This window comes from Pseudomonas sp. GGS8, assembly GCF_024168645.1.
Taxonomy (GTDB): domain Bacteria; phylum Pseudomonadota; class Gammaproteobacteria; order Pseudomonadales; family Pseudomonadaceae; genus Aquipseudomonas.
In genome coordinates this window covers 1755101-1767185 of record NZ_JALJWF010000001.1, presented here as the reverse complement: position 1 = coordinate 1767185, position 12085 = coordinate 1755101, and the positions used below count along the sequence as shown (strand labels likewise).

15 protein-coding genes are annotated in these 12085 nt (G+C 58.1%); 6 read left to right on the top strand and 9 right to left on the bottom strand.

Annotated elements, in window-relative coordinates:
* The 3 genes from J3D54_RS07720 to prlC form a co-directional block, all read right to left on the bottom strand.
* Window positions 1-2034: a M3 family metallopeptidase gene (locus tag J3D54_RS07720; protein ID WP_253417379.1), complete on the bottom strand. Its 2034-nt coding sequence runs from the start codon at window positions 2032-2034 to the stop codon at window positions 1-3.
* 107 nt (window positions 2035-2141) lie between these two features.
* Window positions 2142-2429: a YheV family putative zinc ribbon protein gene (locus J3D54_RS07715; RefSeq protein WP_253417378.1), complete on the bottom strand. Its 288-nt coding sequence runs from the start codon at window positions 2427-2429 to the stop codon at window positions 2142-2144.
* The gene (prlC, locus tag J3D54_RS07710) at window positions 2426-4477 is read right to left on the bottom strand and encodes an oligopeptidase A (RefSeq protein WP_253417377.1); all 2052 of its coding nucleotides are present in this window, start codon (window positions 4475-4477) and stop codon (window positions 2426-2428) included. Before prlC ends, J3D54_RS07715 begins: the two co-directional genes overlap by 4 nt.
* Before the next feature lie 101 nt (window positions 4478-4578).
* On the opposite strand from prlC, the gene J3D54_RS07705 reads away from it, so the two are divergent.
* Both J3D54_RS07705 and J3D54_RS07700 read left to right on the top strand, forming a co-directional pair.
* Window positions 4579-5124: a gamma carbonic anhydrase family protein gene (locus J3D54_RS07705; protein WP_253417376.1), complete on the top strand. Its 546-nt coding sequence runs from the start codon at window positions 4579-4581 to the stop codon at window positions 5122-5124.
* 45 nt (window positions 5125-5169) lie between these two features.
* Window positions 5170-5820: an HAD family hydrolase gene (locus tag J3D54_RS07700; protein ID WP_253417375.1), complete on the top strand. Its 651-nt coding sequence runs from the start codon at window positions 5170-5172 to the stop codon at window positions 5818-5820.
* Between the two features lie 110 nt (window positions 5821-5930).
* Here J3D54_RS07700 and J3D54_RS07695 read toward each other — a convergent pair whose 3' ends face one another.
* Window positions 5931-7022, bottom strand: a complete 1092-nt coding sequence (locus tag J3D54_RS07695; RefSeq protein ID WP_253417374.1) for an aminopeptidase — start codon at window positions 7020-7022, stop codon at window positions 5931-5933.
* Between the two features lie 59 nt (window positions 7023-7081).
* Between J3D54_RS07695 and J3D54_RS07690 the strand changes: the two genes are divergently transcribed.
* Both J3D54_RS07690 and J3D54_RS07685 read left to right on the top strand, forming a co-directional pair.
* On the top strand, window positions 7082-7498 hold the full coding sequence (locus J3D54_RS07690; RefSeq protein WP_253417373.1) for a hypothetical protein: 417 nt from the start codon (window positions 7082-7084) through the stop codon (window positions 7496-7498).
* Between the two features lie 40 nt (window positions 7499-7538).
* Window positions 7539-7958 carry a hypothetical protein gene (locus J3D54_RS07685; RefSeq protein ID WP_253417372.1) on the top strand — a complete coding sequence of 140 codons (420 nt, stop codon included), beginning with the start codon at window positions 7539-7541 and terminating at the stop codon, window positions 7956-7958.
* A 6-nt stretch (window positions 7959-7964) separates the two neighbouring features.
* On the opposite strand, the gene J3D54_RS07680 is transcribed toward J3D54_RS07685, so the two are convergent.
* Window positions 7965-8198: a DUF1161 domain-containing protein gene (locus tag J3D54_RS07680; protein WP_253417371.1), complete on the bottom strand. Its 234-nt coding sequence runs from the start codon at window positions 8196-8198 to the stop codon at window positions 7965-7967.
* Window positions 8199-8372: 174 nt separating this feature from the next.
* Window positions 8373-8804 carry an OsmC family protein gene (locus J3D54_RS07675; protein ID WP_008152515.1) on the bottom strand — a complete coding sequence of 144 codons (432 nt, stop codon included), beginning with the start codon at window positions 8802-8804 and terminating at the stop codon, window positions 8373-8375.
* 237 nt (window positions 8805-9041) lie between these two features.
* On the opposite strand from J3D54_RS07675, the gene J3D54_RS07670 reads away from it, so the two are divergent.
* Window positions 9042-10043 carry an LLM class flavin-dependent oxidoreductase gene (locus J3D54_RS07670; protein WP_253417370.1) on the top strand — a complete coding sequence of 334 codons (1002 nt, stop codon included), beginning with the start codon at window positions 9042-9044 and terminating at the stop codon, window positions 10041-10043.
* Window positions 10044-10107: 64 nt separating this feature from the next.
* Here J3D54_RS07670 and J3D54_RS07665 read toward each other — a convergent pair whose 3' ends face one another.
* Both J3D54_RS07665 and J3D54_RS07660 read right to left on the bottom strand, forming a co-directional pair.
* The gene (locus J3D54_RS07665) at window positions 10108-10332 is read right to left on the bottom strand and encodes a DUF1161 domain-containing protein (RefSeq protein ID WP_253417369.1); all 225 of its coding nucleotides are present in this window, start codon (window positions 10330-10332) and stop codon (window positions 10108-10110) included.
* A gap of 132 nt (window positions 10333-10464) precedes the next feature.
* Window positions 10465-10680 (bottom strand): dodecin, encoded by a 216-nt coding sequence (locus J3D54_RS07660; protein WP_008027736.1) that lies wholly within the window; start codon window positions 10678-10680, stop codon window positions 10465-10467.
* A 157-nt stretch (window positions 10681-10837) separates the two neighbouring features.
* On the opposite strand from J3D54_RS07660, the gene J3D54_RS07655 reads away from it, so the two are divergent.
* Window positions 10838-11164 (top strand): YqjD family protein, encoded by a 327-nt coding sequence (locus tag J3D54_RS07655; protein WP_253417368.1) that lies wholly within the window; start codon window positions 10838-10840, stop codon window positions 11162-11164.
* On the opposite strand, the gene J3D54_RS07650 is transcribed toward J3D54_RS07655, so the two are convergent.
* Window positions 11161-12054, bottom strand: a complete 894-nt coding sequence (locus J3D54_RS07650) for a LysR family transcriptional regulator (RefSeq protein ID WP_253417367.1) — start codon at window positions 12052-12054, stop codon at window positions 11161-11163. The two genes, J3D54_RS07655 and J3D54_RS07650, sit on opposite strands and share 4 nt — an antisense overlap.
* Window positions 12055-12085 lie beyond the last annotated feature (31 nt).

The following is a 12085-nucleotide window of genomic DNA, read 5'->3' as shown; positions in this document are numbered from 1 at the left end:
TCAGCTACTCACTGCGACTGGGAAAAGATCCTCGGCAAGCGGCCGCTCCAGAAACGCCGCCAGGGATAACAACAGAGAGTGTGAATCCCCAGGTGAAAAAATGGCTTCGCGAACGGCCTTACCTGTTTGGATATTGAAAACCCAATCCCGCTCAAAGCGTTTGAAGGCTTCGGTGGCGAGTACATCTGACCAGTTGTAGGCGTAAACCGAGGCGCCATAACCGGTCACCAAATAATCGAAGCTGTTGGCGAGTCGGCTATAGGAAGACAGTTTCAAGTGAGGAATTTCCCGCTGTACGTCTTCGAATACCTGCTGAGCGCTACGGCCATCACCTTGAGAAAGGTGCAATTGGAAATCAAACAAGCCAGCCATCAGCAATCTGGCCGTCTGCCAGCTGCTTTGGGCTTGAAGCGATGTCAGTGCTTTATCGATTTGAGCCTCGGTCAAGCGTTCACCGGTGCGGTAGTGGGCCGCCAGCCACAGTAGAAACTCTCCTGAAAAGCACCAGCGTTCGAATAGTTGCCCGGCAAATTCCGCCGTGTCGCGTCCCAGCTGAGAGATGCCGGAAAGAGTGTAATGCGGTGAACGAGTCAGAGTGTGGTGCAGGCAGTGGCCAAACTCATGGAAAAGCACACGCAGATCCAGATGAGTCAGCAAACAAGGTTGATCAGCCAAAACCTCAGTGAAGTTGGCATGAATAACGGCAATTGGCAGGGTCAATCGACCTTCGGCGTCCACTCGTCGGTTACGCGGTGTTGCGGTCCATGGAAAGTCAGGGGCCTCCTTGCGATGGAACGGGTCGAGGTAAATGTGCCCGATCACCTGCCCATGCTCGCTGACTTCAAATAGACGGACGTTGTCATGCCAGCGATTGAACTCTGATTGCTCAACGATCTGGACCCCGAACATGCGCTCGCTGAACAGGAAGATTCGGCGCAGGGTTGCGTCCAGTGGAAAATAATCGCGAAGGCTTTTCAGGGGCATATCGAGGTATTGCTGGCGCAGCTTTTCGGCAAGAAACTCGTGGTCCCAGGGCTCTACCTCAGCGATACCCAGGCTGGTCGCGAAAGCCTTGAGCGCTTGTGCATCCTCCTCGAAACTCGGTGTTTTCAGTGCCACTTGTCGACGCAGAAATCCACTAACCTGTACGGTTGAGTCCGCCATCCGGTTCGTCAGGCTCAGTTGGGCAAAGTTTTCATACCCCAGCAGTTGGGCTTTGCGATGACGCTTGGCCAACAGCGATTCCAATACCGGACCATTATCGAATTGCCCGGCATGGGGCCCCTGATCGGAGGCTCGAGTGCTGAAGGCAACGAAATACTCTTCACGCAGTGGGCGGTCTTCGGCATAGGCCATGACTTGATTGTAGGTGTCCTGATCCAGGGTTATCAGCCAGCCCGCATGCCCTGCCTGCCGGGCGTTGAGTGCCAGACGATCGTGGGTCGCCAGGGGTAAGCCGTTGAGTTGAGCGACGTTGTCGATGCGCTTGCTCCAGGCTGAGCTCGCATTCTCCAGGTGCTTTAGGAACAGACTCTCGAGCGCGCTGATTTCGCGGTTCAGGTGAGCGAGTTGCTGCTGTTGATCGAGGGACAACTCGATTCCGGAGAAACGAAACCTGCGCAGAGCCTTGTTCAGCACGGCTTTGCGAGACTCATCGAAATTTGCGGCGATCGGGCTTTGTGCAAGCCTTTGATAGGTCCGGAACAGCGCCTGATTGCTCATTTTTTCGGTTTTGTACTGCGTCACGGCATTACGACATGTACTGATTGCCAACTCCCAGGTGTCACCGTCGTGCTTCACCATGGCGAGGGTTTCGATGATTCCCATGGCTTCATCCAGGCGTGCATCGGTTTCATCGACTGCAAGCACAAGGTCGTCCCAGGTCGGGAATGTTGATTGGCTGGCGATAATGTCGGGGATGGCCTGACGGTTGTCGCTAATGATTTTTTCAATGGCCGGCACGAGATGCTCGGCACGAACGTTCGAATAGGGCGGCAGGCCCCAGTGCTGCAGAAGCGGATTGGTATTTGGCATGGTGTCTTCCTTGACTGGAGGCTGAATGTGGTCAGCCTAAAAGGAAGCGCAGGGGAAAGGTGGTAGATAGATACCACCTTTCACGGGAGTGAAAGGTGGTGTTCCAGTCAGTTTTGCTCGTCAGGCTTTTTCTTCAGCTTCGGGTTCGGAAAAAACTGCACGGCCTGAACCTTGGCGTCCGGCACCTTGAGTGCCGAGGTGTTGACCCGGGTGCCCAATTCCTTGGGCACCGACAGGCCTTGTTCATTCAGCGTGTCGGAATAACCGCAGGCCACGCACTCGCGATGCGGAACGGTATCTTCGTTCCACATCATCAATTTGTCCGGCTCGCTGCAGGCCGGGCAGACCGCCCCGGCGATAAAGCGTTTTTTGGTAATCACAGATCCCTCACTCATGCTGCCGCGTCCTCGGTCAGGCCGCAGTGACGCAAGAGTGCGTCAATCGATGGCGCACGGCCACGGAAGTCGACGAACAGCACCATTGGCTCTTGGGAACCACCTCGCGCCAGAATCGCTTCACGGAACGCACGACCGGTCTCGGCATTGAGCACGCCGTCTTCTTCGAACTTCGAGAAGGCATCGGCAGACAATACTTCTGCCCACTTATAGCTGTAGTAACCCGCCGCGTAACCACCGGCAAAGATGTGGGCGAAGCTGTTGGGGAAGCGATTGTAGGCCGGCGCACGCATGACCGAGACTTCGTCGCGCACGCCTTCGAGCACTTGTAGCACGCTGCGGCCGTCACCGTGAGTGGCGTGCAGCTCGAAGTCGAACAGCGAGAACTCCAACTGACGGACCATCATCAGGCCGGACTGGAAGTTCTTCGCCGCGAGCATTTTCTCCAGCAGATCTTGAGGCAGTGGCTCACCGGTTTCGTAGTGACCGGAAATCAGTGCCAGACCTTCCGGCTCCCAGCACCAGTTTTCCATGAACTGGCTTGGCAGTTCGACCGCATCCCAGGCCACGCCGTTGATGCCGGACACGCCAGCGTGCTCGACACGGGTCAGCAGGTGATGCAGGCCGTGACCGAATTCATGGAACAGGGTGGTCACTTCGTCATGGGTCAGCAGGGCTGGTTTACCGCTGTCGGCCGGGGTGAAGTTGCACACCAGGTTCGCCACCGGGCTTTGCAGCACGCCATTGATCGTGCGGCGGTGATCGCGGGCGCCGTCCATCCAGGCACCGCCACGCTTGTTGGCACGGGCATAGAGGTCGAAGAAGAACCGACCGACGTGCTGGCCGTTTTCCTTGATTTCGAACAGGCGAACGTCCGAGTGCCAGGTATCGAAGCCTTTCAGCTCGGCGATTTCGATGCCGTACAGACGCTGGACGATAGCGAACAGCCCACCCAAAACCTTATCGATCGGGAAGTACGCGCGAAGGGTTTCCTGGGCAACGCTGTAGCGCTGCTCGCGGAGTTTTTCACCGTAGAAACCGCTGTCCCAGCTTTGCAGATCCGGACAACCCTGTTCGGCGGCATAGGCCTTGAGCTGTTGCAGATCCCGGACGGCGAACGGCTTGCTGCGCTTGGCCAGGTCGCGCAGAAAACTCAGCACCTGATCGTTGGACTCGGCCATTTTGGTCGCCAGGCTCAGCTCCGAGAAGCTGGCGAAGCTCAACAGTTTTGCCAGCTCCTGACGCAGGTCGAGGATTTCTTCCATGACCGGGCTGTTATCGTTCTGACCGGCATTCGGGCCTTGGTCCGACGCACGGGTGCAGTAGGCGGCGTAGACTTCTTCGCGCAGGGCGCGGTCCTGGGCGTAGGTCATCACCGCGTAGTAACTCGGGAATTCCAGGGTGATCAGCCAGCCGTCGAGGTCTTTGGCTTGCGCGGCGGCGGCCATTTGCGCCTTGGCCGAGTCGGTCAGGCCGGCGAGGGCCGCTTCGTCGGTGATGTGTTTGGTCCAGGCCTGGGTGGCGTCGAGCAACTGATTGGAGAAGCGACTGCTCAGCTCTGACAGTTTGCTCTGCACATCGGCGTAGCGTTTTTGCTCAGGCGCAGGCAGGTCGATACCCGACAGACGGAAGTCACGCAGGGCGTGCTCCAGGATGGTTTTCTGCGCCACGTCGAAACCGGCGGCCTCAGGACTGTTCGCTAGCGCTTCATAGGCTTGAAACAGTTCACGGTTCTGGCCCAGTTCGGTGGCATAGGCGCTCAGGGCCGGCAGGCAGGACTCGTAAGCCTCACGTAATTCGGCACTGTTGCATACGGCATTGAGGTGGCTGACCGGGCTCCAGGCGGCGCCCAGACGATCGTTGAGTTCGTCCATCGCCAGCACCAGGCCGGCCCAGGTCGGTTGTTTGCCCTGGGCCTTGAGGATTTCGACAATGGCGGCGCGGTTGTCAGCCAGGATCTTTTCAATGGCCGGTTGCACGTGCTCGGCACGGATCGCCGAGAACGGCGGCAGGTCGTAGGACTGCAGAAGAGGGTTGTTCACGCTCACGGTTGGCACCTTGGCTGGAAAACATGCTGGAAGAAACAAAGCCCCATCTTAATTACAATCGACACCGACCGCAGCTATCAGCAAAAGAGAGAGAGCCTATCGTGACCCTTCGCAAGTATCAGAATCACACGCCGCTGCTGGGCAAAGGCGCTTTTGTCGACGGCTCGGCGGTGGTGATCGGCGACGTCGAAATCGGCGAAGACAGCTCCGTCTGGCCGCTGACGGTGATCCGCGGCGACATGCACCGCATCCGAATCGGTGCGCGCACCAGCGTGCAGGACGGCTGCGTGTTGCACATCACTCATGCAGGACCATTCAATCCCGATGGCTATCCATTGCTGATCGGTGACGATGTGACCATCGCGCATAAAGTCATGCTTCATGGTTGCTCCGTGGGCAACCGGATTCTGATCGGCATGGGCAGCATCGTCATGGACGGTGCGGTGGTCGAGGATGATGTGATCATCGGTGCCGGTAGCCTGGTGCCACCGGGCAAGCGCCTGGAAAGCGGTTTCCTCTACGTCGGTAGCCCGGTGAAACAGATCCGGCCGCTGACGGACAAGGAAAAGGCCTTTTTCACCTACAGCGCGGCGAACTACGTGAAGCTCAAGGACCTGCATCTGGCCGAAGGCTATGACCCGCTCTAGGCCTCTTGATAACGGAAAGCGTCTCGCGATTGCTCAGGAATTTCCATGCATTACCAAACCGTACTGTTCGACCTCGATGGCACGCTGACGGACCCGCGCGAAGGCATCACCCGCTCCATCCAGTTCGCCCTGAGCAAACTGGGCATCGATGAACCTGATCTGACCAGGCTCGAACACTTCATTGGCCCGCCGTTGCTGCAGGCGTTCATGCAGTTCTACGACTTCGACGAGCCCAAGGCCTGGGAAGCGGTGAACTTCTATCGCGAACGCTTCAAGGTCACCGGCCTGTATGAGAACCGCGTATTCGACGGCGTCACGCCGCTGCTGGAAACCCTCGACGGGCAAGGGCGACAGCTGTACATCGCGACCTCCAAACCATGGGTTTTCGCTCGGGAAATTGCCCGGCACTTCGACTTCGCCAAGCATTTCAAGATGATTTACGGCAGTGAGCTGGATGGCACGCGGACCAATAAGGTCGAGCTGATTGCGCACCTGATGGCCGAAGAAGGCCTCGACCCAGCCAATACGCTGATGATCGGCGACCGTAAGCATGACCTGATCGGTGCTCGCAGCAATGGGCTGGACGCGGCGGCGGTGGGTTATGGGTTTGGCAGCCGGGAAGAATTGAGCGGCCAAGCACCGGCGTATCACTTCGAGACGCTGGATGAGTTGCATCAGGCGTTTTTGCAGCGCTGATCAGTACGCCTTCGCGGGCAAGCCTCGCTCCTACGGACTGGTAGCACGACCTCGCCCCTGTAGGTGCGAGGCTTGCCCGCGGAAGAGGCTTGCCCGCGGAAGAGGCCTGCTCAGCCAGCGGCATTCGCTGATCCTGCCAACGCCCTCAACGCCGCTTTACGCTCCTCAACCGGCAATGTGCCCAGCTTCTCCACGGCCGCATAAAACTTCATCCAATCCCCATCGACCTGCCTGAACAGTGCGGCAAACGCTGGCACCCACTGGTTATACAAACCAAGCGGCAGTAATCGGGCGTTGTTCATGGGGGCGTTGATCCAGGCGTCGTAGCGTTTGTTGCCCGCCCATTGGCTGTCGCGCAGCGTCCGGTATTCACGGCGCAACTGTTCGAACGCTGCCGCTTTCCGCTCGCGCATCTGGTCGGCAGAAAGCGGCAGGGTGTAGAGCTGTTCGAGTTTGGTGCGAGTGCCCAGAAGCAACTGGATGAACTGTTCTTGCTGCCGCGCCAACGCGCCATCATCTGGTGGCAGGCCTTGGAATGCGCGCCATTGGCGAGTGCCTTCCTGTTCGACAAACGTGGCGAAAGACTCGTTGAACTCAGAGTCGTCCTTCACATAGAAGCGTTGATGGGAGAGCTCGTGAAAAATCAGCGTGGCCAACCGTTCGTCGCCCCAACTCATCATTGAGCTAATGATCGGGTCGTTGAACCAACCGAGCGTCGAATAGGCCTCGACGCCGCCAATCGACACGTCCATACCTTGCAGGCGTTGCAAGGCGGCCTCACCGCGGGCAGCGCTCTGACTGTAAAAACCGCGATAAGCGACGCAGCCGGCGACGGGGAAGCAATGGGTCTGCGGCTTCAGCGAAAACTCCGGCGTGGCGAAGACATTCCAGACTACAAACGGTCGGCCGATGTCGGCGTACAGGCGGTAGCTCTGATTGTCCGGCAGATGCAGGTGTTGGCTGGCGAACGTTCGCGCCTTTTGTGATTGGGCCAGACGCGCACGCAATTGCCGATCGCGGTCGGGGTCGGCAATCACGCTGGCAACCGGCTCCCGCGCCCATAGCAGATGCAGCTGACCACTGGCCAATTGGCCGTAATAGCTGACGCTTGAACAGCCGTTGAGCAACAAAAGAATCACACCCGGAAACAAAATGCGTAAAACGCGATCAAGTAACCCAAGGCTTGGACTCGGCCTGATCAAAATAAAAACATCCCTGGAAAGTCTGCCCGCAAGACTATCCCGCCTATTGGAGCTCCGCTATGCGCAAGTTGATGCTGACGGGAGGCCTGCTGATACTGGCCGGTTGTGCCGGATTGCCCACCCCTGATCCTTCGCAGGCCCGGATCGATCTTGATCCATTACAGCAAGACGCCGCGCTGCAAGCGCTGAAAGTCGATGACAAGGCTTCCGTCGACAAGCGTTACTTCGAGGTACAGCCCGGCAGCCATGAGCTGAAGGTTCGCTATTTGTTCGCGGTCCAGCCGACCAACATTGGCCCCGACGCCGAGCCGCTGTGGCGCGATTGCCAGCTGAATGTGAAGTTCAAGGACTTCAACGCCGGGCAGCGGTATCAGTTGCAAGCGGGGAACATCGGTTTTCGGCCGTGGGCAAAGCTCTATGATCAGCAGCGAAAAGTGATTGGGCAGGGTAAGCCAGCGGGCTGCCAACGCACCTGATCGGCGCTATGCTGAATGATCAGTCCTTGGGATATTGATCATGCGCAGGTTGTTGCTGTTGCTCGCTGCAGGTGCCTTTGTCGGCTGCACGAGTCCGTTGCCGGCGGTCAATCCGCAGATGGCCTGGGTCGACTTCGCTACGCCAGTTCCCGGCGGGAAACTGCTGATGGCCGATCGTCTGGACAACCAGCGGTTGAGCGATGGCCGTTACTTTCAGGTCACCCCGGGTAGTCATGAGCTCAGGGTACGTTTTGACTTTGAAGTGTTTGGCGGGGGGCCGGGTTTGCTGAACACTCCTCTGGAGCGAATATGCTACCTGACCATCAATTACGACCATTTCGAAGCTGGCCAGCGTTATCTGCTGGAAGCTCGCTCCATGGCGTTCACCCCCAGCGCCCGGCTGTATAACGCCAAGCGGGAGATTGTCGCCGAAGATCGCGAGAGCTACTGCCTCATGTGAGGCGAATCAACTGTCATTTTTTTGGTAGATGATTTTCTTGGTGCCGTATTCGCACGTGCCGACCACCATATTCTTATCGTGCACTTCGTCGTTGGTGACGATTTCCAGGGTGTAGGACGAGACGTTATTGGCCTGGATCTTGGCTTCGATCTCGGACTTGAGCTCCTCACAGGATTTCGGTGCCGCGAGAGCCGATGTGGCCAACATGCAACAGATAACCGCCAAGGCAAAACGTTTCATGGTTGAAGCTCCCTTGAGGCAGCGCGCACAGTAATGCGCTAAAGCTGCTGTCATTTATTCGACCACAATTACGCCAGCCAGGTTTTGTTTCTGCGCAAAAAAGATCGCAGCCTACGGCTGCGCCTGCATCGATTGACCTGTAGGCGCTGCCGAAGGCTGCGATTTTTTATTGGTTTAGCTGACCAACGTCGCATCCAGGCTGATTTTCGCATTCAGAACCTTGGACACCGGGCAGCCCTCTTTGGCCTTGTTGCTCAGTTCCTCGAATTGCGCCTGGGTCGCCCCAGGGATTTTCGCCTTGAGGATCAGTTTCACTGCGGTGATTGCAAAGCCGCCGTCCACCTGGTCCAGAGTGACTTCGGCATTGGTGTCGATGCTGTCGGCCTTGAGGCCGGCATCGCCGAGAATCATTGAAAATGCCATGGAGAAACAGCCCGCGTGGGCCGCACCGATCAACTCTTCCGGATTGGTGCCTTTACCGCCTTCGAAACGGGCCTTGAAGCCGTAGGGGGCTTCTCTGAGTACACCGGTTTCCGTGGAGATCGAGCCGATGCCGGTTTTCAGGTCACCTTCCCAATGAGCCGATGCTTTCTTTGTGATAGCCATGTCTGCCTCCTCAAGATCCGGCGCGAAACGTCGCGCCTTCGTGGTTTTCGGTTACCAGGGTTCTGAGGATAGACCGTCAGGCAAAGTTCACCTCATCTGATCAGTCCCCTAATCGCGTAGGAATTTTGTCTCGTCTATTGAAACTCGGGTATATGCCCTCATTGCATAGAACACGCTTATAGACTCGGCAGGTTTTCGTTAGTGAAAAACCTGCTTACCCATTGGAGAAGCAGGTTTATGAAACGACTGTCTGAGATCAAGTTTTCGACCCTCGATCTGGTGCCCGTGCGCGAGAACGGCAGTGCGGCCCAGTCTTTGCACAATTCCCTGGACCTGGCGCAGCACGTCGAAAAATTCGGCTACAACCGCTTTTGGGTCGCCGAACACCACAATATGGACGGGATCGCCAGCTCGGCGACCTCGGTGCTGCTGGGCTATCTGGCCGGCGGCACTTCGACCATACGCGTCGGTTCGGGGGGCGTGATGCTGCCCAACCATGCTCCACTGGTGATCGCCGAGCAGTTCGGCACCCTTGAAAGTCTGTATCCGGGTCGGATCGATCTGGGCCTGGGGCGCGCGCCCGGCTCCGACCAGATGACCGCCCGCGCTTTGCGCCGTGAGCGTTCCGGCAGTGCCGATGACTTCCCGGAAGACGTCGCCGAACTGATGCGCTACCTCGGCCCGCGGACACCGGACCAGCGAATCATTGCCATGCCGGGCACCGGCACTAATGTCCCGGTCTGGTTGCTGGGTTCGAGCCTGTTCAGTGCGCAGCTGGCCGGTGAGCGCGGTTTGCCCTACGCCTTCGCTTCACATTTCGCACCGCGCTTCATGCATGAGGCGATTCGCGTCTACCGCAACCACTTCAAGCCTTCGGCGGTGTTGGATAAGCCTTACGTAATGCTCGGCGTGCCACTGGTGGCCGCAGACACCGACGAGCAGGCTGATTACCTGGCCACTTCGGTTTACCAGCGGATTCTCGCGTTGATGCGGGGCCAGAGCCTGGTGCAACGCCCACCCGTGAAGACCATGGACGGCCTGTGGCTGCCCCATGAGAAAGAAGCGGTCGGTGATTTTCTGGGGCTGGCCATGGTCGGCAGCCCGCAGAAAATCCGCGCCAAGCTTGAGGTGCTGATCGAACAGACCCAGGCGGATGAACTGATTTTCACCTGTGACCTGTACGAACATGCCGATCGCGTGCACTCCTATGAACTGTTGGCGCAGGTCATGAAGGGCTGACACTTAAACGGCACCCACAAAAAAGCCGACGCCATCGCGTCGGCTTTTTCATTTTTAAGGGCGGTCAACCTTGCTTGTAAACGATTACCTTGGAGCCCTGCTCACATTTTCCGACGACTTTTCCACCGGTAGCAGTGCCTTTGTCGACGATCTCCAGTGAGTAATTGGAAATACCCTTGGCATCCAGTTTCGCTGCGATTTCGGCTTTCAGTTCTTCGCACGGTTTGCCTTGGGCAAAGGCTGTTCCCGCAAGGCTCAACAAACCTACCGCCAAAATAAACCTCTTCATGGGGTGCACTCCCTGGTCGGATAAATGAGGGGGAGGGCATCCAGTCGTCGACCGGATGCGCTCGCCATGTAGCGCTTTTGCCCTTCCCTATGGCATTCGGCCAGCGCGCAAGTTCAGAAGACTAGCTCAAACTCAGCTGCTGGCAATCCGGAACCCGACTTTCAGCGTCACCTGGAAGTGTGCCGCTTTGCCGTCCTTGATGTGCCCGCGTGTTTCGGTCACTTCAAACCATTCCATGTACTTGAGGCTTTTACTGGCCTCGGCCAGGGCGTTGTTGATGGCGTCTTCAATGCTGGAGGTAGACGAGCCGACCAGCTCGACTTTTTTGTAGGTGTGATGGTCAGTCATGGCGTTCTCCTAAGGGTGTGAAATACAGCCTAGCAGTGATTTTTCTGATTACTTCTGTCGACCAATCCTCGGCAGAAGTTCAGATTTACTGCACTTTCTCGAACCCCTGAAGTCCCAACCAACACACGCCACTCATCAACAATGCAGGAGAGCCATCATGGCCAACACCTCGTTACGCAAAGCCTCATTGCAAAGCATGGAAGCCGAGATCGAGAGTCTGCTGAAATCGTTGGAAAGCCTGAAGGACGACGCCTCGGACGAGTCGCGTAGAACCCTGAAAACGCTGAAAAGCAACGCCGAGAACGCGCTGAAACATTCGCGCCACCTGCTCGCCGATGCCTATGAAGAGGTCAAGGTCAAAACCCGCGAAACCGGGATCGCAACACGTGACTATGCCCAGGAACACCCTTGGACGACCGCCGGTGTCGCTGTCGGTGCATTGGGCCTGCTTGCGGCCTTCTTATTGGTCAGGCGCGGTCATTAAGGTGTCTGGCGCAGTTCGTTTTTAAGCCATTGCGCCAGTTGCCGAGCGCGCCCGTCCGCGGCGCGCTTGGGTAGCCACAACGCCAGTTGCGCCGGGGTTTCACGGAAGCCCCATGGCGCAACCAGGCGACCGGCCTTCAAGTCTTCGGCCACCAACGGCTCGGGTGCGATAGCCACGCCGAGCCCGGCCACAGCCGCCTCCAGTAAATAATACAAATGCTCGAAACCCTGACCGTACTTCAGCGCCTTGGCGTCGAGGCCGCTTTGCTGTGCCCAACTCGGCCAGGCTTGCGGGCGTGAGGTGGTGTGCAGCAAAGGTTCGGTCAACAGTGCATTTGCCGGTGCGTTCTGCAGCCTTTCGTAGCCGATGAATCGCGGGCTCATGACCGGGCCGATGCGTTCGCTGGCCAATTCATAGACCTGCATGTCTGCCGGCCATGGCGGCTCGGCAAAGACGAGCAAGGCGTCCAGGCCGGGCCGCCGAGGGTCGAGATCGCCTTCGCCAGCCGACAGGTGCAAACGCAGATCCGGCAGGTCCGCGTTGAGTCGTCCCAGACGCGGAATGAACCAGCGTGCCAGCAGGCTGCCCGAGCAACCGAGCACGAACGGCGCATCGGCGGTGCTTTGGGTCAACTCGGCGCAAACGCTGCGCAAACGCTCGAAGGCTTCGCCGCTGGCATCGCGCAAACGAACGCCGGCATCTGTGAGTTTAAGGCCGCGTCCATCCTTGATGAACAGACTCACGCCGAGGTGTTCTTCCAGCACCTTGAGTTGCCGGCTGACCGCGCCATGGGTGACGTGCAGCTGTTCGGCGGCTTGGCTGACGCTGTTCAGCCGGGCTGTGGCTTCGAAGGCGCGAAGCGCGTTCAGCGGGGGGAGGTCATGGCTCATGGGATCTGTGAGTTTTCCTGACAGGTTGCGG